This window comes from Pedobacter sp. Leaf176, from assembly GCF_001424305.1.
In the GTDB taxonomy this organism is placed as follows: domain Bacteria; phylum Bacteroidota; class Bacteroidia; order Sphingobacteriales; family Sphingobacteriaceae; genus Pedobacter.
The window spans coordinates 1-23,983 of sequence record NZ_LMPD01000004.1; the positions used below are offsets into that span (position 1 = coordinate 1).

A 23,983-nucleotide genomic window follows, 5' to 3' on the forward strand; every position below is an offset into this window, starting at 1 on the left:
GGTTATGGTGTTCAGAAATATCTTTTATATTTTAAGTTTTTGTTGTTGTTTTGTAATTAAGACGCAGCTGTCCCTAAAACGTTGCACACAAAAACCCCGTATTATACCAGCAAACATAACCGATAGACCAACGCCAGTAATTCCTAGACGAAAGTTGTATTAATTTACCGAGTAATCTGAATTAAAGGCTCCTTACCATCGGAATCTTAAGCTAATATTAATCAACCTCGAATTTGGATAGCTGCCAATAAATTTTCTATCGGAGCTACAGTTTACTGGAATAGCATTTAACACTTATGCATAGCTGCCACTGTTTATGAACCCATTACTAAAAAAAGAGTTAACGAAACCTTGCTGTATATGTTAATATAAGTTAAACTTTTAAACATCAACGGCTTATTGTTAAATTAGAGGAATGAAAACTACGTTCAAAAAACCTCTATTGGCCTTTTCTGTACTGATTTTAGTAATCGTGGAACAAACAGAAGCACAGATGTTACTAAAGTCTTCGGATAAAATCACTGCCTCAAAAAATCTGAGCTATACAGATATTGTTGAAACGAAATTTTCATTCCAAGATCAATTCAACGGCGACACAATCAAATCCATGTTATCGCCTTCAGTAGCAAAAACGCATCAAACAGGCAAATACATTTTGGAAGGAAAGCGTGTTAAATATGCTTTCGATGGTACTAAACTCGTAACATTGCATTACGGGGACAGCACTTACACCGTTCAAAAGGAGCCCGTCTCCGGACAGGATACCAGAACCCTGCTTTATTGGTCTGATAAGATGAGCAAACTAAATGATGTAAAAAACAAAGCCATCTCTATTTCAGATACCATGATAAATGGATACGCCTTTACCAATATTAAAGTAACTGAAAAGGATAAAATTGATAATGAGCAGCACCAGTACATCATATATAAGTTTATACTTAATAAAAAAACGCTGCTACCCATCAAGATTATCAGTATGTTCAAAGGCAAGGCGGATGATGGTAGTGATTTCGGATTAGTTGAAATCCATAATTACAGTAATTACAAAATCAACCAGGTAATTTTTCCGGATTTAAGTTCCGCCACAATCCCGAACTATTTCAGATTACCAAAGAAAAGAGAACCAGTTAAATTTCTCGAAAATGGATCACTTGCACCGCCGCTAAACGCAGTTGATTTGAAAGGACTGAAACTTAACAATGAAACATATAAAGGAAAGGTCGTTCTTATGAACTTTAGCTTAATTGGTTGTCCGCACTGTGTAGGTGCAGCACAGATGTTAAACCGGTTACACAAAAAATTTCTGGACAGCAATTTTATAATTTTGAATATTTACCCCATTGATACCAGCGAAATTATTGCACGTTTTGACCATAAGGAAAATGTTTTGTCATCGAGTTTTACTTCCGATAGATCTGTGCAAAAATCTTATCCTTTTGATGGCTATCCATCTTTTTACCTGGTAGATAGCCATGGAAAAATTGTACAATCATACAATGGATATTACAAGGAGCTTGAGGCCCAACTGGAAAAAAAGATAGCAGCTTCACTTTGATTATTATACTAAAATCTTAGCTGGGCTTTCATTGAATAGCCAGATGGGTTTAGGTTATAGGCCGAAAAAATATCTATGTCCTAAACATAAACTAGGTAAGACACCCAGCACGTCAATATTATACCAATGACGACGCATTTGAAATGCAAGTTACAAGACGGCAATTTTAGAATGTTTAGCTTGGCTATCATAACTGGAAACAATAGTGAGAATTTTGTGCCGCCTGTTATAATTAAAAATGCAAACTGATCATTAATGATTAAATTTGCTGTAATGGAAAAGCAAGAAGATAAACTGGCTGAATTACTGGTACAGAACGGTCTTAAACGAACGCTTCCCCGGCTGAAGGTTCTGGACATACTCAGCAAAAGGGATTCGGCAACTTCGCAACCCTTTCTGGAAAAGGTAATGGGAAGCGATGCGGACCGGGTTACGCTTTACAGAATATTGCAAACTTTTGAAGAGAAAGGCATTATCCATAAGGTTCTTGACGGTCAGGGAACAGCAAATTATGCATTGTGTACCACAGGCTGCTCCCAGCACGAGCACCACGATGAGCACCTTCATTTTAACTGTCGTAATTGCCAGCGGGTGTATTGTCTGGATGCGGTCCGAATTCCCCGCATCAAAACCCCGCCAGGGTTTTCCGTTGAGAATATAAGCCTGACAGCCGTCGGACTTTGCTCCTATTGTTCTGATAACAAAAGTGAATAAAGAAAATTTTCCTTTATCTGTTAATATGTTTAAACTAGTTATAGGTACCAAATGCTCTTCAAGACGATTCTAATACGTCGTTAGCTTATTATTCCTATCTATTTGCAAATGAGCTTGCTTATCTATTGCCTTGCCTGATGGATATCAAGAATTTTGTCCATTCTTCTATATTTTGCCCATAATTATTGAAAAAAACTTTTGGACGAACCATTTTAAATGTATCTTTGTTGCAATTGGAAATCAGAAAAGCTAAATATAAAAACTTGTTATTCGCCCGAATTTGGGCTTTTATGCTATTGTTTTTGTTTTTAAGCGCCTTAATCATTGAAAGCATTCATTGTCATGAAAAGGATATTCATTTAGAATCCGGGAATGAGCTGGCTAAGCAATCAGATATATAAGCGGAATAATAATTTCCAAACAATCAAAAACTAAATCTAAACCGTTTCTTTAATACTTTGTTAAATAACAAACACCTAATCATGGATAAAGATAAATTAATTCAGGAAGCTTATTTAGTTTCTCATAAAATTGAAGAAAATGGTAATTTTCCTAATAACCCGGTTTACCCTTTGATGATTTATAAAGGCGCATTTTTAATACATCCAGACGACAAGATTGATGTGATTCAAACTGTTTTTGCACAAAACGGTTACTCAAACGCGTGGGTGGATGGAATTTTTGACTACCACCATTACCATAGCAATACGCATGAGGTTATGGGCGTGTATTGCGGCAATGCTGATGTGCAGTTTGGCGGCGAACATGGTGTTTGCATAGAATTGGATAAAGGTGATGTGGTGGTAATTCCAGCTGGGGTTGCGCATAAAAGACTAAGAGCCAGCGAAGATTTTACGGTTCTTGGGGCTTATCCAAAAGGTTCGGATTATAATATAAAATATGGCAAGGCCGAAGAACGCCCTGGTGCCGATGAGGATATCGCAAAAGTTGAGCGGCCAGACAATGATCCCGTTTATGGGAATAGTGGCCATTTATTTGAATGTTGGTACAATCAGCAATGTAAAAATGTGTAAAACTCTTTGCGGTTTACGGCTCAAAATTCTTTAATTTTCGGGTTTTAAATTTAGTCTGCCTGAATAAATGAATTTTAAATATATAGTCTCTGCATTTGCCATATCTTTAACCCTGTTAACCGCTTGTAACAGTAAAAAATCAGAAGAAAAGAAAGCTGCTGATGCTAAAATAAGAACAAAGGAAGATGATAAAGCTGATAGCCTTCTTTTAGTTTATAATCCTGCCAAAGGCGATAAGTGGATTGCAGATTTCGTCGACAACCTACATAAAAAGTACGGTTTTAATGGGAATATGCTTGTGGCTAAGGATGGTAAAATTTTATATGAAAAAGCCATTGGCTGGGCCGATTATCTTCATCGCGATAGCTTGAAAATAGATTCTGAATTTGAGCTGGCATCCATCACGAAAACTTTTACCGGAACGGCAATTATGCAATTGGTAGAAGCTAAAAAACTTTCTTTAAACGATAACGTCAAAAAATTCTTTCCTAATTTTCCTTATGAAGGCATTACCGTGAAGCTATTACTTACTCATCGCAGCGGAATGATGAATTATGTTTATTTTATTGACGATATCTGGCGGAAGGAAAGGCGTAACATGAAAAAAGGTGTTACCAATCAGCAGGTAATGAACATCATTGCCGAGCGCAAACCAAATCCTTATGTAAAACCTGATAATCGTTTTCATTATAATAATTCGAACTTCATGGTTTTGGGTGCGATTATCGAAAAGGTAACCGGTCAGCGCTATTCTCAATACATGATGGAGCATATTTTCAAACCCGCGGGTATGAAACATACCCACGTTTACAGCACAACTGAATATGAAAAAGTTCCTGTTGATGTAGTTGGGCATGATCGCAGCTGGCGATACTCTGTGGTACGAAATTTTTTAGATGGTCCGGTTGGAGATAAAGGAATTTATAGTACCGTTCACGATCTTGTTCTATATGATAAATATTTAAAGAGCAACAGGTTTATCAATAAACAAAGCACCGATTCATCATATGTTGGTAGAAACAAACCAGTTAACGGTCATTTCAATTATGGCTACGGCTGGAGGATGTTCGATGGTGAGAAAATGGATAAAGTTGTTTACCATACGGGTTGGTGGCACGGTTTCCGCCACATCTATGTTCGCGATTTAGATAAAAACATTGTCGTAATTTTCTTAGGGAATTTAACTAACGGGAGCTTAATGCACCTGGATGATTTATACAAACATTTAAACATGCCGATAATAAGAAAAGGTGCTTACCACGGAAACGGTAGCTTACCCGGTAGTGATGAAGATTAAAATTGATACAGCTGTATCAAAAGTAAAATCTAGCTTTAAGGTTATCATCTGTATTTCGTTTCCGATCACTCAGCCTGCTTTTTTATAAATAGCCTTTTCCTTGCATTTGATTTACATAAAAACATTAATTGGAAAAACAATTTAGCTTAATTTCGTTTTTATTATAAAAACAACAAATTATGTTCGATAAATTATTCGCGGCACAACAAAAAGCCGAAGAGATTAAGAAACGTTTAGATACCATTTCAGTATTCGGTGAAGTTGAAAATGGCGCAATTAAAATTACCGCAACCGCAAACAAAGCAATTACCGGCGTTTCGATTGATGAAGAATTTTTAAAGAATGCGGATAAGGAAGAATTGGAAGAGCTGTTATTAACCGCAATAAACAAGGCGCTTTCAAATGCAGAAGAAGTAAGCTCTACAGAAATGCAGGCTTCAGCTAAAGATATGCTTGGTGGCTTAGGTGGCATGTTTGGACAATAAGCCGAAAGTTCGAAGACTATGGCTGAAAACGGAGATGCTACTATACAATAATATTGTTGGATTGCTTTATTGTTTCGCCTAATTGCAGATCACCCTTACTCATATTGCGTAAATCCTGATTCTCAAATCTTTTTGATATTAAAATTATGAATTTAACTTATTACGGTCAATCATGCTTTTTGATAGAAGCTGATGGCAAGAAATTTCTTTTCGACCCTTTTATAAAACACAACTCTTTAGCTAAACATATTGACACTTCAAAGATTGAAGCTGATTATATTTTGGTTAGCCATGGACATAGTGACCACGTTGCCGATTTGGTTGAATTAGCCAAGCAAACTAATGCTCAGGTTTTTGCAATGGTTGAGGTTGCTAAATGGATTAAAGAACAAGGTGTAGAAAATGGAATCGACATTAACTTTGGCACCCAGCAATTGCCTTTTGGCAAACTTCGCACGGTGTGGGCTGTTCACAGCAGCTCAAATCCGGACGGCAGCTATGGAGGAAATCCGGCTGGATTTGTTTTAAACTTAATGGGTAAACAGATTTATTTTGCAGGTGATACGGCCCTAACGCAGGAAATGAAGTTATTAGCTGAATTACATAATTTGGATTATGCAATTTTACCAATTGGCGGACACTATACTATGGACGTTGATGACGCAGTTATTGCAGCTAAATACATTGATTGTGATCAGATTATTGGCGTACACTATAATACTTTCCCGGCTATTAGTATTGATACAGAAGATGCGGTAGCAAAGTTTAAACGTGAAAACAAAACCTTACTATTACCTCAGGTAGGAGAAACAATAGAGTTATAAATTAATGATAAGCTACAGATTTACAGATTTTTTTTAATTAATCAGTAAATTTGCGGCTCTTTTATAATCCCAATAAGAATAAAAAAGGGTTCCGATTTTCATCTGGAACCCTTTTCAATTATAAACTAGACCTAATTCTTTTTAGCGGCAGCTTTATTTGCTTTGTAACGCATATCTGCAGTTCCATCTTTTTTGGTAGGACCAACAACCTTAGTTACTGTTTTTGTTTTATTTTCTTTAAAACGCATGTCAGGCGTTCCGTCAGCCTTTAATTTCGATGCTGTGGTAGTTGTTTTAGTTTCTACTTTTTTAGTCTCTTGCTTAACACCTGCTTTTGCCGGAGTAGTGGCCGTTTTTACTTCTTTTTTAACAACTTTTTTAGTCGGGGCAGTAGTTGCTGGTGTTTGAGCAAATGCTGTAGTTAAACCAAATACGGCAATTGCGATTAAACTCAATAATTTTTTCATGTCTCTAATTTTTGTTTTACTCGTTTATGTTGATATAAAATTGATTAATCGGAATGAAGATTTAATGAAGATAAGAAAAATTAGAACCGCGGTATCAATTGAGTGAAAAGTTTATATTCAAGGTTTGTTTCATATCAACAGGTTTTCCATCTTCAGTTGCGGGAATCCATTTTGGAGAACTCATTACAACTCTTTTGGCTTCAGCAGTGAGGCTATCGCCGGGTGATGAAATAACTTTAAAATCCTTTGGACTCCCTTCTTTATCAATCGTTAAAAGAAAATAAACTTTTCCCGTCAACCTTGCATTGAGCGCCTCTGCCGGATATCTTATATTTCTTGCAAGGTACTGGTAAAATATTTTCATTCCGCCAGGAAACTGAGGAGGGATCAGATTCAATAATTTAATATTGCTTTTATCGGGAGTTGACAGCACCCCGTCTTTAAAAACCTTAATAGAGATTAGCTGTCCTTCCTCACCATATAATTTCCAATCGCCGGTCATTCTTCCATCCGCATAATTTCCCTGTTCCATTATTTTTCCATTGGGATAGTATGAGGTAAAGGGTCCGCTAAGTCTATTTCCGCTGTATGTTTCAGATTCCATTAATTGTCCTTCAGGGTAATTCCTTAACCACGAACCGGTTTTATTCCCATTCATATAAGATCCTGAAAGACTAATCTTTCCTCCTTGATATTCGAGGTAAGGTCCGTTTAATATGCTTAATTTGGAATCAGCAAAGTTTTCTTTTTTAAGTAAATTTAGATGCTTATCAGAAGTTACCCTTATCCAGCCAAGGCTATCAGTTTTATATATTTTGTAAACATTTACAGCTTTTTCCAGCTTCTTTACTTCTTTCCCGCCAATGTTGGTGTAACTATACAAAGTATCGCTTTGTTGAGCAAAAGCTGAAAGCGCAATAAAGCTGAAGATAAAAAACGATGTTATTTTCATAATTAATGTGCAGCTAACCAGTTTTCGCCCTCTCCGATTTCCACAACAATAGGCACGGTCAATTTAATTGCATTTGCCATTTTATCCAGAATGAGGGCTTTCATTAGTTCTTTTTCTGTTTTCAGCACATCGAAAACCAACTCGTCATGTACCTGCATGGTCATGGTAGACTGCAAATTCTGCGCTTTCATTTCTTTATGGATGTTAATCATCGCAATCTTAATCATATCTGCTGCCGAGCCTTGTATTGGCGCATTGATGGCATTTCGTTCAGCAAAGCCACGAACAGTTTGGTTAGCAGAATTAATATCCCTTAAATAGCGCCTTCTGCCCATAATCGTTTCTACGAAACCGTTTTCCCTGGCGAAATTCATGGTATCGCTCATATAGCGTTTAATGCCTGGGTATTGGGCAAAATATTGTTCGATTATTTCAGCAGCTTCTTTGCGGGGGATGCCGAGGTTCTGAGATAATCCAAAAGCCGATTGGCCGTAAATAATTCCAAAATTAACCGCTTTGGCATTTCTACGCTGTGTACCATCAACTTCTTCGATGCCAATTCCATAAACTTTTGCGGCTGTTGCCGTATGGATATCGATACCTTTACTAAACGCCTCCAGCATGTTTTCCTCTTTGCTTATTTCGGCAATGATTCTAAGTTCTATTTGCGAATAATCGGCCGAAAGCAGGATGTGATTTTCATCTCTGGGGATAAATGCCTTTCTTACTTCTCGTCCCCGTTCTGTTCGTATGGGAATATTCTGTAGGTTAGGGTTGTTGGAGCTTAATCTTCCGGTTGCAGCCACAGCCTGGTTATATGAAGTATGTACACGACCTGTTTTTGGATTCACCATTAATGGCAACGCATCAACATAAGTAGATTTGAGTTTCTGTAGCTGGCGGAAATCCAAAATATCCTGAACGATATCGCTTTTACTTGCGAGCGCTGTTAATACGTCTTCGCCGGTTTGATATTGGCCGGTTTTAGTTTTCTTGGCTTTTGGATCTAACTGGAGTTTATCAAACAATACTTCGCCTAATTGCTTAGGAGAAGCTAAATTGAATTTGATGCCGGCTTTATCATATACATTTTGCTCAAATTTGATAATGTCTGTTTCCAACTCCTTCGAATAAGCTTGTAACGTATCTATATCAATCCGAACACCTTCTTTTTCAATATCGGCTAATACATAAACCAGGGGGTTTTCAATTTCCTCAGCTAACTTGGCTGCATTTAATTCCTTCAGCTTTGGTTCAAAAACGTGTGCAAGTTGTAAGGTGATGTCTGCATCTTCGGCAGCATAATCCACCACATCAATTACCGGAACATCACGCATGGTGCCCTGATTTTTACCTTTCGGGCCTATTAATTTTGTAATCGAAATTGGAGAATAACCCAGGTAATTTTCCGAAAGCACATCCATTCCGTGGCGGGTATCCGGGTCAATAAGGTAATGCGCCAGCATGGTGTCGAAAATTTTTCCTTTTACCTGCAGTCCATACCATTTGAAAACTAAAATATCATATTTGGTGTTTTGTCCGATTTTTTCAATCGCTTCATTTTCAAGTACCACTCTGAATTCATCGATAACAGTTTGAGCTTCCTCACGATTCGCCGAAACCGGAATGTAATAGCCTTCGCTAGGTTTTATCGAGAACGATAAACCGACCAATTCGGCCATGTTTGCATCGGTGCCTGTTGTTTCTGTATCGAAAGATATTCTTTCTTGCCTAAGTAACAATTTTATAAGTTCTGCACGTTGTTCGGCAGTTTCCACCAATTGATAGTTGTGTTCGGTATTTTCTATTGTCTTTGCGGGAAGTTTTTCGGCGGGCTCTTCTTCCAGCGTATTTGTATACTGGATGGTTTCACCCGGATGATTTCCAAATAAGTCGGTTTGGGTGCCTTCCTGGAATTTAGCTGTTGTAACAGAAAATTCATCTCCAAACACGCGGCGACCTAACGTTCTGAATTCCAATTCAGTAAATAATGGTTCCAATAAATCTTTACTGGGATCACATAGTTCCAGACTTGCTTCATCCAATTCAACAGGAACATCTAAAAGTATTGTAGCTAGTTTTTTTGATATTAAACCCTGTTCGGCAAAGTTTTCTACGTTTTCGCGTTGTTTGCCTTTAAGCTCATGCGAATGGGCGATAATATTCTCTACTGAGCCATATTGCTTAATTAAAAGCTTGGCCGTTTTCTCGCCAATTCCCGGAATGCCTGGGATGTTATCTACAGCATCACCCCACAAACCTAAAATATCAATAACCTGAAGCACATTTTCAATTTCCCATTTAGCCAAAACTTCTTTCACACCTAAAATTTCCATGTCATTACCCATACGTGCGGGCTTGTAAATGAAAATATTTTCCGACACTAGTTGTGCAAAATCCTTATCGGGTGTCATGCAATAAACCTGGTAACCTTTTAGTTCGGCTTTTTTTGCAAGCGTACCAATGATATCATCAGCTTCGTAGCCGTCGGAAGTTATAACAGGAATATTAAAGCCTGTAATTAGTTTTATAACGTAAGGCATAGCGGCAGCCAGGTCTTCGGGCATGGCCTGGCGATGTGCTTTGTAAGCCTCGAAAGAGGTGTGGCGTTCTGTTGGTGCCTCGGTATCAAAAACCACGGCAATATGTGTAGGTTTTTCTTTCTTCAAAACATCAAGTAACGTATTCGTAAAGCCCATCACAGCCGATGTGTTGATGCCTGTCGAGGTAAAACGAGGGTTTTTGCTAAGTGCAAAATGCGCCCTGTACATCAGCGCCATTCCATCTAAAAGAAAGAGTTTTTTATTATTCATGTGATTACGCAGCTTTAATGACAACCGATAAAATAGATTTATCAGTTTAATATAATCAAAGTTAATAATCTGATGAAACTAAAACGTATGAAATTTAGGAATGATGTGTCAAAAGCGTTAAAATTGCGTTATCCTAAATATTGCCTTAATTATGAGAATTTTCTTTTTTCTGGCCACCATTATTTTATCCGGTTTTCAAACTGTTTGTGCACAGGATTTTATCATCAAAAATAACGATGATGTAATTCGTGGGACAATTAAGGGTACAGATTACTTTTCCGTTTTTATTAGCGCTAATGATGAGGCTGATGTAATTTTGCCTGCAAAGGATGTTAAAAATTTCTTTTGGAATGGAAATAGTTATTTGAGCAAAGGTTTTGCTACAGGTAAAAATCTCGAATATCGTTTTGTTAAAGTTATTGAAATCGGTAAAGTAAATCTCTATTCTTTTGGAGGAGAAAAATTGATGCCTGTTCAAAAGCAAAAGAAAGTGCGTTTTAGTCCATCCATTGGAATTGGAACCGGTACCGGCGGTTACGGTGGCATGGGTTTGGGAGGTGGTGTAAGCATAGGCGGCGGCCGCAGTTTGCCCGATCGCCCAGCTGGTGCACCGGTTGTACGCTACTTTATTGAAAAACCTGGCGCTGGCCCATTGCAGGAAATACCAATTAAAGCGATAACTGACGATTCCAGGAAAGCAGAGGTTAAAACAATTCTGCTTCAGAAACTGGGAGATGAACCAAGTTTAAAAGTAATGGTCGAAGCGAGTACAGCGCTTAATGCGAAAGAGGTGACCGACTTGGTGCGGACTTACAACGAGGCGAAAAAATAGAACAGGATTTCCAGTATCCAGGGATAAGCAAGATAGTGTTTCCACTAAACTATTTCAACAGGGCGTAAATTGATATGTCAATAAATTTACTATTTTTAATTTCGCATTTCATCATCGTCCCTTCATAATTAAATCCTGTCTTGAGTAAGACCTTCGAACTATTTGTATTTTCTGATTCTACAAATGCCTCAATTCGATTTACCTTTAAAGAATTAAAAGCATAGTTCGAAACGAGTTTTATGGCCTCTGAAACTATTCCTTTTCCCCAAAATTCCGGCAAAAGCCAAAAGCCTATTTCGACTTTTAAATGCTGTCTGCTAAAATTATTAAATCCTATTGCACCATAAAAAGTATTATCCTTGGCAGAATGTATAGCCCACCAGATCCCTTCACCTTGTTCTTGTAAATTGGCAAACCAGCATAATTGCGCTTTGGCTGATTCTAAACTATCGTAACTGATGCCATAATACCTTATTACATCTGCATTTGAAAGCCCCTCGTATATATTCTGTAAGTCATCTACCTGGAATGCCCTCAGGCATAGCTTGTTGCTTTTTAATGTTACATCACTGATTCTGGCATAGCTTTGCATTCCCCAAATATAAACATTTGGATGCCCATTAGTCAGTTGTATTCAACTCATCCCAATATTCTACAGCTCTTCGGTAATGCGGGATTACAATACTGCCACCAACTAAATTTGCAATCATAAATATTTCGTTCATTTCATCTGAATTCACACCTGCGTCATAGCATTTGCCCAAATGATACTTAATACAATCGTCGCAGCGCAAAACCATGGAAGCAACAAGACCGAGCATTTCTTTTGTTTTAACATTCAATGCGCCGTCCGCATAAGATGTTGTATCCAGTGCAAAAAAGCGCTTGATATTCGTGTTGGCGCTTTCCAGTATTCTATCGTTCATCCTCTCGCGATAGCCGTTAAATTCTTCTACTAATTTGCCCATGTTAATTGATTATTAAATGATTGATGTTTTTTTTGCTACAGGTTCGGCAATGAATCCTGAAATCTCATAAATCAAGGTCCATTGGATTCCAGAACACTTTTTTAAAATTCACAACTTTATTATTTTTAACCTCTACACCTTCTGCAGCCAAAAGTTCTTCCATAAGTTCCGGAGAACTAAAATGAAATTTACCTGTCAATAGGCCGCTGCTATTTACAACCCGGTGTGCGGGTACTTTTGGATGCGCTGTGCCAGCATAGCTCATCGCATGACCAACCATTCTGGATGATTTTGCAGCACCTAAACTTTTCGCAATCGCCCCGTAAGATGTGACTCTTCCTTGTGGAACCAATCGGGCAATTTCATAAACCTGTTCGTAAAAGTTAGTGTCCATTATTCAAATGAGAACTGAATGTAATTGATGTTCTTATCGTGCAGCAAATACTTTTTTTCATAATAAGTTTTTATCGATAAAACCTCATCATCAAATTCTGATGTATACAAATGTTCCGTATTTTTATGAACCTTGAGCCCAAGTTCCTCAGCTTTTTCACAAGTGTAAACATAAAGCTGGTCGTTATCGGTTTTAAGATTTACCCTTCCCCCCGGTTTCAAAATATGTTTGTATTTATTTAAGAAGGCCGGGAATGTTAAACGCTTCTTTTCTCTGCTGATTTGAGGTTGAGGATCAGGAAATGTTATCCAGATTTCATCGATTTCGCTTTCATTAAAATAGTCGAGTAGATTTTCGATCTGGATCCTTAAAAAGGCAACATTATTTATACCGTCCTCTATTGCGGTTTTTGCACCGCGCCAAATGCGATTGCCTTTATAGTCGATACCTATAAAATTTTTATCCGGGAACAAACACGCTAAATTTACCGAATATTCGCCTTTTCCGCAGGCAAGTTCCAAAACAACCGGATTGTTGTTATTAAAATGAGCAGCCGCCCATTTTCCCTTTAACGGTGTTCCTTCCTCTAATTGATATACGTTTGCGAAAGTTTCTATCTCTGCAAAACGTCTAAGTTTATCTTTACCCAAATTTTTTTTACTGCAAAAATAAGATTTAAAATTATTTACGAGATTATTTTTCTTTCCGAATGGCGGTAATAAACGTAATTCATTGTATTTTTGATAAATTTTAACTTTGTTACCTGTGGAAAAAAATGCTAAAATATATGTTGCGGGTCATCGCGGTATGGTTGGTTCTGCTATTTACCGTAAACTGCAAAAAGAAGGCTATACCAATCTGCTCACAAAAACATCATCAGAGCTTGATTTACGCAATCAGCAAGCTGTAACTGATTTGTTCGCTGTAGAAAAGCCTGATTATGTGTTTCTTGCAGCAGCAAAAGTGGGTGGTATCGTTGCGAATAATACGTATAGGGCGGATTTTTTATACGAAAATCTGGCCATACAGAATAATGTAATACACAATGCTTATTTAACTGGGGTAAAGAAATTGATGTTTTTGGGCTCCAGTTGTATTTATCCAAAATTAGCAGCACAACCGCTGAAAGAAGATTATTTACTAACTGGAAAATTAGAAGAAACCAATGAACCTTATGCTATAGCAAAAATTGCAGGCATAAAAATGTGCGACGCTTACCGCGACCAGTATGGGTGCAATTTCATTTCTGTAATGCCTACCAATTTATATGGCTATAACGATAATTACCATCCGCAAAATTCACACGTACTTCCAGCGTTAATCCGTAAAGTGCACGAAGCAAAAGTCAAAGGCGAGAAACAAGTTGTTGTTTGGGGTTCTGGCTCACCAATGCGGGAATTTTTATTTGCAGATGATTTAGCTGATGCTTGTTATTTTTTAATGGAAAATTACAACGAACCAAACCTGATTAATATTGGTGTTGGACATGATTTAACCATAAAGGACCTTGCTTTAATGATTAAAGAGGTTTTGAATTACGACGGTGAACTTATTTTTGATGCAAGTAAGCCTGATGGCACACCCCGTAAATTAATGGATGTAACTAAACTTCACAATTTGGGCTGGAAGCATAAGGTTGAATTGCCTGAAGGGATCGCCTTGGCTTACGAGGACTTTATGAGCCGTTATTAATTGTTTAAAGGAGGGCCGAGCCCTCCTAAGCTATAACATAAATGCTTTCAAATAAGGCTGTGCATATTCCCCTTCATCTTTAAACACAGCTATTAAGATTTTTTTTAGCCCTGCATTATCTATAGGTTTACCTTTAGCAGGCGGTAACAATTCTTTTTCGGGAACGGTTACTTCAGTTATTTTAGTGGCGAACCAGGTAATGTTATCATGCGGTAAAGCCAGTCCTAATATCATTCCGGGTAAACCGGTAAAAGACTCCGGTCCTCCAGAAACGGCAATCTGGTTACAATAATAAGCAACCACATAAACTGAATCCATTATAATAGCGTTTGCTCTCCTGCATTCGTATCCTGCAATATCACGGGTTTCATCTGTAATTTTCCAGTTAATTTTGCGAACGCTGTCCTTTACCAGGTAAGTTGCTTCGTATACACTTTTCTGTATAGTGCTTGTTTCTGTTTTAAAATCAGTAGCAATTATGTTTTTCAAATCAGCTATCGGATTGTTATAAAGCCAGTTATTGGTAGTAGGTGTAGATTCGTCTTCGAACTTGTAAACCGCTTTATCGGCGTTAAATCTCAATGTGCTTTTTGCTGCTTTAAACTGGGGATTGTTCTTTTTGTAATTATCGAAAGCTTGTTGCATATAACTTTCATTATTCTTATTTATTTTTTTCTTTATCAGTGCATACATGTTCGATCTTTTTTCGAATTCTATTATGCCATTTTTAATAAAGTGTACATTCTGCGCAAAGCAATTATTTGTTAATAAAATAATTGTGCAAGTAATCATATATTTTAATATCGTTTTCATTGTGATTATTTTTGAGTTTTAGTACCACCGCCCATTTTAGTAAAATCCCAGCTCACTGAAGCCATAAAATATCTTCTGATTGTTGTATAACTTGTTTGTGTGATGTTACCGTTAAAAGCAGAACGGCTGAATCCCTGATTTTGATTTAGAAGATCATTGCCTTTAATGGAAGCCCTTAAATTCTGTGCTTTGAAAAACTTTTTACTAAAAGTTACATTCAATATAAATTGCGAAAAAGATTCATTAAAGGCCTGTGTTTTTCCTCTATATGTATATTCTCCGTCCGAATTGATTTCAAATTTACCCGGTAATTGTACCGACCCGGAAAAGTAACCAGAGGCACCCCATCCATTGCTGTTGAAAGCTTGCTGTACAGAGGCTTCGGTTGTTGTGTAATCAGGACCGAAATAGGCATAAAAATTATATTTTCCCTCTTTATATCTGTTTATATTTATTTGAGGAGAATAACTCATATTTTTGGTTTCATTCAAAACGTTATTTATATAATTATATGAATTGCTTCCATTCATGTTGAAGCCCAACCCCATGGTAATGCCTAAAATTTTTCTGTCAATACTCGAATAAAGACTAAAGTTAGTCGGTACTTTATCATTAATATTTACGGCCTGATAAGTACTTTTACCTGCAGCATCTGTAAAAACATTACTTACGATTGGATTATTGGTAAAGCTGTAATAACCGCTGATGTAAAAGGATTGACTTGTTAACACCTTGTATGTATTGTAACGTGCGCTTATGGAACTTCTAAACGAGGGCTTTAATTCAGGATTACCAAGGGTGATGTTTAGCGGATCGGTATTTATCCTAATGGGCTGAATTTGGTCTAAAGACGGCTGGTTGGTGTTTCCGTTATAATTTAGCCTGAAAGATTTTTGTTGGGAAAAATTGTATTGGTACATGGCCTGTGGCATGTAGTTTACAAAATTTCGATTATAGGTTTTATTGTTATATAAATCTTCTTGTTTAAAGTTAACGCCACTGAATTTAGAACCGGCGTTAATTACCGTTTTACCTTTTTTATAATTGAAAATAGCGCCGCCCTGATTTATAGTTTGGTCCAATTGGTAATCATTGCTAAACTGGTTATCTAAAATGTCATATCTTCCCGGAATTGATTCGTTAAATGATTTCCGATCAGATCTGCCGTTTATCAGACTTAAGCCGTAATTTAAAACGACTGTCAAAGAAGTGGAAAGGGGCTCCGTATAGGCCAGGTTTGATTTAAAAGCGTTATTAGTTATATCGTTAACTTTGTATTGATTGATGTTAGCAATGCTGTCTAATGCGCCTGAAACATTGTAAAAGCGATTAGAAGAGTTTAAATATCCATCCGTTTGACTACTTGTCGTAGACTGACTTAAATTCAGGGATAAGGTGCGCCCCTTTTTCTTTAATTTTTTCGTTAAAAATGCATTAAAATTAAAGATTTTATCATCAGCATCATTGGTTAACCTTCTTGTACTCGTATTTAAAAGGCTGTTATCTCCGCGGGTACTGAGCGTTCCATAATCCTGAAACGTTTTGCTTTCTTTCAAGGTGCCATCTACATTTATTTTTAAAGTTAATGTGGTATCCAGCTTAATCTCATACATTGCATCCATCTTTTGCCTGAAGATATCATTATCGAAAGTTTGGTTAGAAGTATTGTTTATGATGCCGGAAGCTAAATTATTCTGGCTGATTGTATTTCTATCTCCGGTAACCCTTAATGAACCTATCTTATAATTGGTATTAAGGGTTTCTTTGTCGTTATTCCATTTACTATCGAAATGTAAACCACCAGTTCTTGCAATAGGAATACCCTGATTATTGTATTGTCCGCCCCATCCCTCAAACTCGTCGCCACCACCTGAAAAATAAATGCCACCATCGTCGCTAACGTTTGCACCTCCGGATGCACCAAGCTTTTGGCTATCCTCCCAGTTTAAACCAACCTGGCCATTATTGCCAAATAAACCATAAGCAGAGAATTTCTTTTTACCAGTAAATTTATTGAATAACAACTGTCCCTGATAAAAGCCGTCTGTGCCAAGCCCGGCAATAGCTTTTCCAAAGTAGCCATTCTTTGCATTTTCTTTTAATTTGATGTTTAAGGTTTTAGTTTTCTCTCCATCATCAATTCCCGTAAAAGTTGCCTGATCGCTTTTTTTGTCATATAGCTGAACTTTATCCACCATATCCGCCCGTATATTTTTAGTTACAAGGGTGGGGTCGTCGCCAAAAAATTCTTCTCCATCTACTAAAACCTTAACATTTTTTTGCCCTTGTGCCGTAATTTTTCCGTCTCTATCTATCTGTATTCCAGGAAATTGTTTAATCAGGTCTTCTACTTTGGAGTTTGGTTCTATATTATAGGCTAGGGGATCAAACTCAGTTGTGTCGCCTTTAATTTTTATTGCCGATCGATTGCCTTTTATGATGACATCAGCTAGAAGCTGAGCCTTGCCCGTCAGATTTATTTTACCATAATCAATGTCTTTTTTTGTTGAATCCAAGATAAAATGATCGACAAAATCGGCATATTTTGGATAAGATACCAGTAAGATATACTTACCATTTCTTATATTGTTCAGTTCGAATGAGCCATTATCCAATGCCCTGGTGAATTTTACCAGTGTTGAATCTTTAGCGTTCAATACAGAAATAGAAGTGTTTCCTAATATTGTCGTCGATGCCGTGTCGATAACACGGCCTTTAATAGTGTGCATATTTTGTGCTTTTGATGCTACAAAACAGAAAAGAAGCATGCACAAAGAGCGTAACATTTTTTTCATAGATGAGGTTGGTTTATTTACCGAAGATAAAACTAATATGTTAGTTTTAATGTGTGTTAACTTTTTTTAACAATAATGTTATGCAGTTAGCCTCTTATATGTTTAATAATGCCAATGAAACTTAACTACAATTCATCCGGATTGCGGTTAAATAGTGCATGCAAGTATTTTGTGTTACTTTTCAAGGATGTTTTGTTTGCTTCCTGACAAAACAATAATTGTTTTTTATACGGCAAGCGGACAAGTGAGCATATCACAAAGGAGTTAGCAGGTAACTTAAATCATCGCTTTGAATAAATATTCACAGATATTAGAGTTACTAACTCTTTAAAAGTCAGTAACCCACTTATAAAATAACTACAGGTCGAATTTAATACCTTGTGCAAGAGGAAGCGTGTGCGAATAATTTATGGTATTTGTTTGTCGGCGCATATACACTCTCCAAGCGTCGGAGCCACTTTCTCTCCCACCACCGGTTTCCTTTTCACCGCCGAAGGCACCACCAATTTCTGCCCCTGATGTGCCAATATTTACATTAGCTATGCCGCAGTCAGAGCCCTGGTTTGAAAGGAACTGCTCTGCTTCTCTTAAATTTAGGGTCATTATCGCAGAAGACAATCCTTGTGGTACACCATTTTGTAAAGCAATTGCTTCATCCAACGTTTTATATTTTATTAAATATAAAATGGGTGCAAACGTTTCGTGCTGAACAATTTTGAAGTCATTTTTAACTTCAGCAATACAAGGCTTTACATAACATCCACTGGTATAGGCGTCGCCCTGCAAAATGCCACCTTCAACAAGAAATTTTCCCCCTTCGTTTTTACATTTCTCAATAGAATCGAGGTAGGCTTCTACGGCATCAGTATCAATCAACGGACCAACATGGTTATTTTGATCCAGGGGGTCGCCAATTCTGAGTTGCGCGTAAGCTTTAATCAGCTTTGCGGTAAATAAATCGTAAATATTTTCATGGATAATAAGTCTTCTGGTGGACGTGCAACGCTGTCCGGCCGTACCAACAGCGCCAAAAACAGCACCAATTAAGCTCATATCAAGATCCGCATGTTCAGATATAATGATGGCGTTGTTCCCGCCTAGTTCCAATAAGCTTTTCCCTAAACGAGCGCCTACAGCAGCACCCACAGCTTTACCCATTTTTGTAGAGCCAGTGGCCGAAATTAAGGGTACCCGTCCATCATTAGTCATCAATTCACCTATTGACCTGTCGCCAATAATCAAATTGGAAACGCCTTCAGGAATATCGTTTGCCAGCAATACCCCGGCGATGATTTTCTGGCATGCAATTGCTGTTAAGGGGGTTTTTTCGGATGGTTTCCAGACACAAACATTTCCACAAATCAGCGCTAAAGCCGCGTTCCAACTCCAAACCGCTACAGGAAAATTAAATGCAGAAATTATTCCTACAATTCCCAGTGGATGCCACTGCTCATACATGCGGTGGCTGGGACGTTCGCTGTGCATGGTTAAACCATAAAGCTGACGGGAAAGACCGACTGCAAAATCACAGATATCTATCATTTCCTGAACTTCGCCAAAACCTTCCTGCAAACTTTTTCCCATTTCGTATGAGACAAGTGTACCAAGGGCTTCTTTATTTTGCCGTAAAGCATCGCCAAACTGGCGAACAATTTCACCTCTTTTTGGTGATGGAACCGTTTTCCAGAAAATAAAAGCTTCCTGAGCCTTCTCAATAACTGAATTGTAGTCCGACTGGTTAGCAACTTTCACCATGGCTATTTTTCTGCCGTCTACAGGTGAAAAACCATCAATTGTTTCTGAATTCGAATTACCTCCCCAATCACTTCCTGTACTGAAAGCAGCATTGCTTGGCTCAATTCCTAATTTATTTAATATCGATTGAATATCTGTTTTCATAATATATGATTCGTAAAATTCCTTTTGGCTCAATTTTCAAAGCTAAGATTTACATTGATCTTTTCTTCTGGTATCAATAATATATATAATTTGCCAGCCCTTTTCACCTTTAACCAATTGAAAAGAATTTACTCCGCAGTGGCTAAACTGCTCATCTACATAAAACTTATAATCTGTCCAGACACTAGCCAGAGGCCCATCGATTAGTATCTTTGTAAATACGATTCGCTCATCATGCTTTTGTTTATGTGGTGTGCCTATAAATTTAATGAAATCAGGAACGGACTCGGTTCGAACGGTGTTCTTGCCTTCTTTACTTACAATCGTTTGCAAAATGCTGTTAGGTGCAAACGCAGATGCCGCTAAAGTGCTGTCGCTGGTTTTCATTCCAAGGAAAAGATTGCCTACAGTTTTCTTTACGGCATCCTCATCTACGCTTTGCGCTAAAATTTTTTTACTGAAAAATACACACATAAGTGCTAAAAAGACTATTTTTTTCATGACTTGCTAATTACTGTAACTGATATAAATTTATGTTATTTTTGTAGGAGAAGGGAAAAGAAACTGCGCTAAAGAAAAATATTCTTGATTATTCACACATCCAAAAACAATTGATGTGGTTTATTCTCAGTGAATTATGTTGAGGATAACATCCAATGTTAATAATTATTTTTTAACCACATTGGTAAATATTGTAAAATTATATAGTGTTTTTTGGCTAATGGCACGGTTCTTTAACAGTTAAAAATATGGAAGAAGAATTCTTTTTTGAATCCAATGAAGATGCTCAACGTTCAGTAGAACGTTACGAGGAAATGATCCGGAATAAAGATCAGTATTTTTTCGATGCGGGTGCTTTTGAATATATTGTAGATTTTTACATTGAAAAAAACGATCCCGTAAAAGCATTACAGGTTGTCGATTATGCGATAAGCCAACACCCCTATGCCACTGTTTTTTTAATTAAGCAGGCGCACCTGTTTATTTTAACAAACAATAACGAACAGGCTTTCCTTTCCTTACAAAAAGCAGAGCTGCTGGAGTCATCAGAACCTGACATTTATTTACTTCGCGGTAATATTTATCAAAATACGGAACGTTACAGTGAGGCACTGGAAAACTATGAGCAGGCGCTCCTGTTGGCTGAAAGCACAGACGAAATTCTGTTGCAAATCGCTTATGTTTACCAGAACATGTCTGATTATGAAAGTGCCATTACTTATATAAAAATGAGTCTGGAACAAAACATGGAGAACCAGGATGGTTTATATGAACTCGCTTTTTGCTATGACGTTCTGGACAAGCAGGAAGAAAGCATCAAATTTTATCAGCAATATATCGATACCGATCCTTATTCTTACGCGGCATGGTATAATCTTGGTAATAGCTTTCATAAACTTAATCTTTTCGAAAAAGCAATTGACGCATACGATTATGCCATTTTAATTAAAGAAGATTTCAGTTCTGCTTATTTTAATAAAGGCAATGCCCTTGTTCAGTTAGATAAATATGATGAAGCAATAGAGGTTTACAAACAAACCTTCGAATATGAGCAACCAAATGCCGATACCTATTGTGCCATTGGGGAGTGTTATGAAAAGCTGGAAAAAATGGACGAGGCCCGCTCTTATTATAAGAAATCGGTGAAGATGGATCCAAAAATGGCAGATGCCTGGTTTGGAATCGGTGTTACGTTAAACCATGAAGAGCGCTATTTTGAATCTTTACATTTTTATAAAAAGGCCATCGATTTAGAGTCAGAGAATTCTGATTTCTGGTTTGCAATGGCGGATGCTTATTACAAACTGAACCAGATAGAAGAATCGATAACGGCTTATGAAAAAGTTTTAGAATATAACCCCCTGGATATCGAGGCCTGGCTGGATTTTAGTACCGTTCTCTATGAGCAGGGAAAACTTCTTGAAGCCTCAGAAACCATGGCTGAAGCAATTAAAAATAACCCTGAAGCGGCTGAACTCTACTACAGGATGGTTGCCTATCTGTTTGCATTGGGGAACTATGCCGATGCATTAGGGTATTTAGAAACTGCTTTAACAATTGATCCGGATAAGCACTACATTTTATTTGAATATTTACCGCAGTTACAGGATAACAGCGCCATTATCAATGTAATAAATAGATTTATCAGGTAGACATTCATGTGAAAAAAATTTAACAAATAAATCTGAAAATTTTTTTCACTTTTGTAAGCATATGAATTACCCATTATTAAACGTTCCCGAACGTCCGTCTAAACCACGCCAAAAAGGCTTAACAATGGTTATGGATAAGGGATTAAGTCTTCGTCAGGTTGAAGATTTTATTGAAGTTGCCGGTGTACATACAGATATTGTAAAATTAGGATGGGCCACCTCACATGTTACACCAAACCTTAAAGAAAAATTAGCCTTATACAAAAGTGCGGGTATTCCCACTTATTTTGGTGGAACGTTGTTTGAAGCATTTATCATCCGTAATCAATTTGAAGATTACCAGCGTGTTTTGGATCAATACGGAATGGAGTACGCAGAAGTATCCGACGGATCGATAGAAATTGAACATGATATAAAATGTGATTACATCAACAAGCTTGCAAAACAGGTTACTGTAATTTCAGAGGTCGGGAGTAAAGATGCAGCCAAAATATTTGCGCCATATAAATGGATCAAATTAATGAAAGCAGAAATGGAAGCCGGTTCCTGGAAAGTAATTGCCGAGGCGCGCGAGGGTGGAAATGTTGGCATTTATCGCGGCAGTGGCGAAGTTAGAGAAGGCCTGGTCGATGAAATATTAACACAGATTCCTGAGGAAACGATTATTTGGGAAGCACCACAAAAAGAACAACAGGTTTGGTTTATCAAATTAATTGGTTCAAATGTAAACCTTGGGAACATTGCGCCCGCAGAAGTTATTCCATTAGAAACGATTCGCTTAGGTTTGAGAGGAGATACATTCGATCATTTCCTTAATTTAGGTAAGTAATCAAAAACCCGTGATTGCGGGGCACGAGGAAATCTTTAAAAAGACTTCTTTGTGCCTTAACATAACGTAAAATATTAAAATGAAAACTTACGGTTTAATCGGTTATCCCCTCAGTCATTCCTTCTCAAAAAAATATTTTACAGAAAAATTTCTTCGTGAAGGAAATGCTGATCATGAATACGAACTTTTTCCTATAGAAAATATACAGTCGCTCCCAGGGTTAATTGACAAAAATCGATCGCTCTGTGGCTTGAATGTAACTATACCACATAAAATAAATGTGATCAGCTACCTTAACGAAGTTGAAGAAGCAGCCGAAAAAATTGGAGCCGTTAATTGTATTTCAATAAAATGGGATGAGCAGAATGTTTATATGAAAGGATATAACACAGATGCTTACGGGTTTGAATCATCATTAAGGCCCCTGTTAAAACCGCAACATACAAAAGCTTTGGTTTTTGGAGACGGTGGCGCTGCAAAAGCAGTAAAGTATGTTTTAAAAAAGCTGAACATCAGCTTCCAGGTTGTCGTGAGAAAAGAAACTAAAAAAGCTATTTTGTATAGCGATATCACACCTGAAATTTTAACATCTCACAAATTACTTATCAACACGACCCCATTGGGTATGTCTCCAAACACAACGACTTATCCAGATATAGATTATGCGCTTCTTAACTCAGACTATTTAGCTTACGATTTAGTTTATAATCCTCTAGAAACGGCTTTTTTGAATAAGGCATCAGCAAACGGTGCTGATGTTAAGAATGGTTTGGAAATGCTTCACAAACAAGCTGAAAAGGCATGGGAAATATGGAACAATATTCCTTAATTAACGTTATTAGTTTTTTGCAAAGAAATGATGAGGCGATTTGTAAAGTTAAAATGCTTGTTTTTTACGCCCGTTTTGCTTCTGTTATTTATAACTGCATGTCAGAATAATGAATACAGTCCAAAGCCTAAAGGCTATTTCCGGATCATATATCCGGAAAAAAAGTACCGTGAATTTAAATCTTCAGCCCCCTTTACCTTTGACTATCCGGTATACGCAAAAATGGAAGGTGAAAATGGAAAAAGTGCGGAAAGGAATTGGTACAATATGCATTTCATTCAGTTTAACGGTTTTTTACATTTGACCTATTATGATGTAGCGAACAAAGCCGAATATGATGAAATGGTTGAAGATGCCAGAAAACTGGCTTTTAAACATACAATTAAAGCGACTGCCATCGATCAGAAATTAATTAGTTATCCTGACAGAAAAGTATATGGTATTTATTATGCAATCGAAGGCAATACCGCTTCATCAGTTCAGTTTTTTTTAACAGATAGTACAAAGCATTATTTTAGAGCGGCTTTGTATTTTAACGAGCGACCGCAATATGACTCTATCGAGCCGGTCTTGAAATTCATTAAGAGCGATATCAATAAAATGATAGCAACCTTTAATTGGAAGAATTAATCTCTTGA

Annotated in this window: 23 protein-coding genes; 12 read left to right on the forward strand and 11 right to left on the reverse strand. The window is 37.3% G+C overall.

What is annotated here, in order from left to right; translation table 11 throughout:
* Positions 1 to 415 precede the first annotated feature (415 nt).
* The 6 genes from ASF92_RS12490 to ASF92_RS12520 all read left to right on the forward strand — a co-directional run bounded on the left by ASF92_RS12490 (position 416) and on the right by ASF92_RS12520 (position 5,909).
* Positions 416 to 1,555 (forward strand): TlpA disulfide reductase family protein, encoded by a 1,140-nt coding sequence (locus tag ASF92_RS12490; protein ID WP_056093313.1) that lies wholly within the window; start codon positions 416 to 418, stop codon positions 1,553 to 1,555.
* Between the two features lie 255 nt (positions 1,556 to 1,810).
* Positions 1,811 to 2,269: a Fur family transcriptional regulator gene (locus tag ASF92_RS12495; RefSeq protein ID WP_231729806.1), complete on the forward strand. Its 459-nt coding sequence runs from the start codon at positions 1,811 to 1,813 to the stop codon at positions 2,267 to 2,269.
* A gap of 482 nt (positions 2,270 to 2,751) precedes the next feature.
* Positions 2,752 to 3,303, forward strand: coding sequence for a cupin domain-containing protein (locus ASF92_RS12505; RefSeq protein ID WP_056093323.1), 552 nt, complete (start codon positions 2,752 to 2,754; stop codon positions 3,301 to 3,303).
* A 67-nt stretch (positions 3,304 to 3,370) separates the two neighbouring features.
* The gene (locus ASF92_RS12510; protein WP_056093326.1) at positions 3,371 to 4,600 is read left to right on the forward strand and encodes a serine hydrolase; all 1,230 of its coding nucleotides are present in this window, start codon (positions 3,371 to 3,373) and stop codon (positions 4,598 to 4,600) included.
* Positions 4,601 to 4,779: 179 nt separating this feature from the next.
* On the forward strand, positions 4,780 to 5,085 hold the full coding sequence (locus ASF92_RS12515) for a YbaB/EbfC family nucleoid-associated protein (protein WP_056093330.1): 306 nt from the start codon (positions 4,780 to 4,782) through the stop codon (positions 5,083 to 5,085).
* A gap of 146 nt (positions 5,086 to 5,231) precedes the next feature.
* Positions 5,232 to 5,909: a metal-dependent hydrolase gene (locus ASF92_RS12520; protein ID WP_056093331.1), complete on the forward strand. Its 678-nt coding sequence runs from the start codon at positions 5,232 to 5,234 to the stop codon at positions 5,907 to 5,909.
* 131 nt (positions 5,910 to 6,040) lie between these two features.
* Here ASF92_RS12520 and ASF92_RS12525 read toward each other — a convergent pair whose 3' ends face one another.
* The 3 genes from ASF92_RS12525 to polA all read right to left on the reverse strand — a co-directional run bounded on the left by ASF92_RS12525 (position 6,041) and on the right by polA (position 10,141).
* A complete protein-coding gene (locus ASF92_RS12525) occupies positions 6,041 to 6,376 on the reverse strand; it encodes a hypothetical protein (RefSeq protein ID WP_056093333.1) in 336 nt (111 codons plus the stop codon).
* Positions 6,377 to 6,470: 94 nt separating this feature from the next.
* Positions 6,471 to 7,328: an energy transducer TonB gene (locus ASF92_RS12530; protein ID WP_056093337.1), complete on the reverse strand. Its 858-nt coding sequence runs from the start codon at positions 7,326 to 7,328 to the stop codon at positions 6,471 to 6,473.
* 2 nt (positions 7,329 to 7,330) lie between these two features.
* Positions 7,331 to 10,141 (reverse strand): DNA polymerase I, encoded by a 2,811-nt coding sequence (polA, locus tag ASF92_RS12535; RefSeq protein WP_056093341.1) that lies wholly within the window; start codon positions 10,139 to 10,141, stop codon positions 7,331 to 7,333.
* A gap of 151 nt (positions 10,142 to 10,292) precedes the next feature.
* On the opposite strand from polA, the gene ASF92_RS12540 reads away from it, so the two are divergent.
* On the forward strand, positions 10,293 to 10,973 hold the full coding sequence (locus ASF92_RS12540; protein WP_056093345.1) for a hypothetical protein: 681 nt from the start codon (positions 10,293 to 10,295) through the stop codon (positions 10,971 to 10,973).
* Positions 10,974 to 11,022: 49 nt separating this feature from the next.
* On the opposite strand, the gene ASF92_RS12545 is transcribed toward ASF92_RS12540, so the two are convergent.
* The 4 genes from ASF92_RS12545 to trmB form a co-directional block, all read right to left on the reverse strand.
* Positions 11,023 to 11,565 (reverse strand): GNAT family N-acetyltransferase, encoded by a 543-nt coding sequence (locus tag ASF92_RS12545; protein ID WP_056093348.1) that lies wholly within the window; start codon positions 11,563 to 11,565, stop codon positions 11,023 to 11,025.
* 28 nt (positions 11,566 to 11,593) lie between these two features.
* Positions 11,594 to 11,941, reverse strand: a complete 348-nt coding sequence (locus tag ASF92_RS12550) for a carboxymuconolactone decarboxylase family protein (protein ID WP_056093350.1) — start codon at positions 11,939 to 11,941, stop codon at positions 11,594 to 11,596.
* A gap of 64 nt (positions 11,942 to 12,005) precedes the next feature.
* A complete protein-coding gene (locus tag ASF92_RS12555; RefSeq protein WP_056093353.1) occupies positions 12,006 to 12,335 on the reverse strand; it encodes an MGMT family protein in 330 nt (109 codons plus the stop codon).
* Positions 12,335 to 12,985, reverse strand: coding sequence for a tRNA (guanosine(46)-N7)-methyltransferase TrmB (gene trmB, locus ASF92_RS12560; RefSeq protein WP_056093355.1), 651 nt, complete (start codon positions 12,983 to 12,985; stop codon positions 12,335 to 12,337). The genes ASF92_RS12555 and trmB overlap by 1 nt, the downstream gene beginning before the upstream one ends.
* Positions 12,986 to 13,100: 115 nt before the next feature.
* Here trmB and ASF92_RS12565 point away from each other — a divergent pair, with 115 nt between their 5' ends.
* Complete coding sequence (locus ASF92_RS12565; protein ID WP_056094439.1) at positions 13,101 to 14,027, forward strand: GDP-L-fucose synthase; 927 nt, start codon at positions 13,101 to 13,103, stop codon at positions 14,025 to 14,027.
* 30 nt (positions 14,028 to 14,057) lie between these two features.
* Here the strand turns inward: ASF92_RS12565 and ASF92_RS12570 are convergent, their stop codons facing one another.
* The 4 genes from ASF92_RS12570 to ASF92_RS12585 all read right to left on the reverse strand — a co-directional run bounded on the left by ASF92_RS12570 (position 14,058) and on the right by ASF92_RS12585 (position 20,035).
* The gene (locus tag ASF92_RS12570) at positions 14,058 to 14,840 is read right to left on the reverse strand and encodes a GLPGLI family protein (protein ID WP_056093358.1); all 783 of its coding nucleotides are present in this window, start codon (positions 14,838 to 14,840) and stop codon (positions 14,058 to 14,060) included.
* Positions 14,841 to 14,845: 5 nt separating this feature from the next.
* The gene (locus ASF92_RS12575) at positions 14,846 to 17,635 is read right to left on the reverse strand and encodes an outer membrane beta-barrel family protein (RefSeq protein WP_056093361.1); all 2,790 of its coding nucleotides are present in this window, start codon (positions 17,633 to 17,635) and stop codon (positions 14,846 to 14,848) included.
* Positions 17,636 to 17,992: 357 nt separating this feature from the next.
* Positions 17,993 to 19,534: an aldehyde dehydrogenase family protein gene (locus ASF92_RS12580; RefSeq protein ID WP_056093365.1), complete on the reverse strand. Its 1,542-nt coding sequence runs from the start codon at positions 19,532 to 19,534 to the stop codon at positions 17,993 to 17,995.
* Positions 19,535 to 19,576: 42 nt separating this feature from the next.
* Positions 19,577 to 20,035, reverse strand: a complete 459-nt coding sequence (locus ASF92_RS12585; RefSeq protein WP_056093369.1) for a nuclear transport factor 2 family protein — start codon at positions 20,033 to 20,035, stop codon at positions 19,577 to 19,579.
* 248 nt (positions 20,036 to 20,283) lie between these two features.
* Between ASF92_RS12585 and ASF92_RS12590 the strand changes: the two genes are divergently transcribed.
* From ASF92_RS12590 to ASF92_RS12605, 4 genes are all read left to right on the forward strand, one after another.
* Positions 20,284 to 21,687: a tetratricopeptide repeat protein gene (locus ASF92_RS12590; protein WP_056093372.1), complete on the forward strand. Its 1,404-nt coding sequence runs from the start codon at positions 20,284 to 20,286 to the stop codon at positions 21,685 to 21,687.
* Positions 21,688 to 21,748: 61 nt separating this feature from the next.
* On the forward strand, positions 21,749 to 22,516 hold the full coding sequence (locus ASF92_RS12595; protein WP_056093374.1) for a phosphosulfolactate synthase: 768 nt from the start codon (positions 21,749 to 21,751) through the stop codon (positions 22,514 to 22,516).
* 79 nt (positions 22,517 to 22,595) lie between these two features.
* Positions 22,596 to 23,345, forward strand: coding sequence for a shikimate dehydrogenase (locus ASF92_RS12600; RefSeq protein WP_056093377.1), 750 nt, complete (start codon positions 22,596 to 22,598; stop codon positions 23,343 to 23,345).
* A gap of 27 nt (positions 23,346 to 23,372) precedes the next feature.
* Positions 23,373 to 23,975, forward strand: a complete 603-nt coding sequence (locus ASF92_RS12605; RefSeq protein WP_231729807.1) for a gliding motility lipoprotein GldD — start codon at positions 23,373 to 23,375, stop codon at positions 23,973 to 23,975.
* Positions 23,976 to 23,983: the final 8 nt, after the last annotated feature.

Excerpts from the sequence above, each read along its gene's own strand:
- ASF92_RS12555 (WP_056093353.1), bottom strand. The coding sequence starts at position 12,335 with ATGGACACTAACTTTTACGAACAGGTTTATGAAATTGCCCGATTGGTT.
- ASF92_RS12570 (WP_056093358.1), bottom strand. The coding sequence starts at position 14,840 with ATGAAAACGATATTAAAATATATGATTACTTGCACAATTATTTTATTA.
- ASF92_RS12525 (WP_056093333.1), bottom strand. The coding sequence starts at position 6,376 with ATGAAAAAATTATTGAGTTTAATCGCAATTGCCGTATTTGGTTTAACT.
- ASF92_RS12515 (WP_056093330.1), top strand. The coding sequence starts at position 4,780 with ATGTTCGATAAATTATTCGCGGCACAACAAAAAGCCGAAGAGATTAAG.
- ASF92_RS12495 (WP_231729806.1), top strand. The coding sequence starts at position 1,811 with ATGATTAAATTTGCTGTAATGGAAAAGCAAGAAGATAAACTGGCTGAA.
- ASF92_RS12490 (WP_056093313.1), top strand. The coding sequence starts at position 416 with ATGAAAACTACGTTCAAAAAACCTCTATTGGCCTTTTCTGTACTGATT.
- ASF92_RS12550 (WP_056093350.1), bottom strand. The coding sequence starts at position 11,941 with ATGGGCAAATTAGTAGAAGAATTTAACGGCTATCGCGAGAGGATGAAC.
- ASF92_RS12540 (WP_056093345.1), top strand. The coding sequence starts at position 10,293 with ATGAGAATTTTCTTTTTTCTGGCCACCATTATTTTATCCGGTTTTCAA.
- ASF92_RS12590 (WP_056093372.1), top strand. The coding sequence starts at position 20,284 with ATGGAAGAAGAATTCTTTTTTGAATCCAATGAAGATGCTCAACGTTCA.
- ASF92_RS12505 (WP_056093323.1), top strand. The coding sequence starts at position 2,752 with ATGGATAAAGATAAATTAATTCAGGAAGCTTATTTAGTTTCTCATAAA.
- ASF92_RS12600 (WP_056093377.1), top strand. The coding sequence starts at position 22,596 with ATGAAAACTTACGGTTTAATCGGTTATCCCCTCAGTCATTCCTTCTCA.
- ASF92_RS12545 (WP_056093348.1), bottom strand. The coding sequence starts at position 11,565 with ATGCAAAGCTATGCCAGAATCAGTGATGTAACATTAAAAAGCAACAAG.
- ASF92_RS12530 (WP_056093337.1), bottom strand. The coding sequence starts at position 7,328 with ATGAAAATAACATCGTTTTTTATCTTCAGCTTTATTGCGCTTTCAGCT.
- ASF92_RS12595 (WP_056093374.1), top strand. The coding sequence starts at position 21,749 with ATGAATTACCCATTATTAAACGTTCCCGAACGTCCGTCTAAACCACGC.
- ASF92_RS12520 (WP_056093331.1), top strand. The coding sequence starts at position 5,232 with ATGAATTTAACTTATTACGGTCAATCATGCTTTTTGATAGAAGCTGAT.
- ASF92_RS12605 (WP_231729807.1), top strand. The coding sequence starts at position 23,373 with ATGATGAGGCGATTTGTAAAGTTAAAATGCTTGTTTTTTACGCCCGTT.
- polA (WP_056093341.1), bottom strand. The coding sequence starts at position 10,141 with ATGAATAATAAAAAACTCTTTCTTTTAGATGGAATGGCGCTGATGTAC.
- ASF92_RS12575 (WP_056093361.1), bottom strand. The coding sequence starts at position 17,635 with ATGAAAAAAATGTTACGCTCTTTGTGCATGCTTCTTTTCTGTTTTGTA.
- ASF92_RS12580 (WP_056093365.1), bottom strand. The coding sequence starts at position 19,534 with ATGAAAACAGATATTCAATCGATATTAAATAAATTAGGAATTGAGCCA.
- ASF92_RS12510 (WP_056093326.1), top strand. The coding sequence starts at position 3,371 with ATGAATTTTAAATATATAGTCTCTGCATTTGCCATATCTTTAACCCTG.
- ASF92_RS12585 (WP_056093369.1), bottom strand. The coding sequence starts at position 20,035 with ATGAAAAAAATAGTCTTTTTAGCACTTATGTGTGTATTTTTCAGTAAA.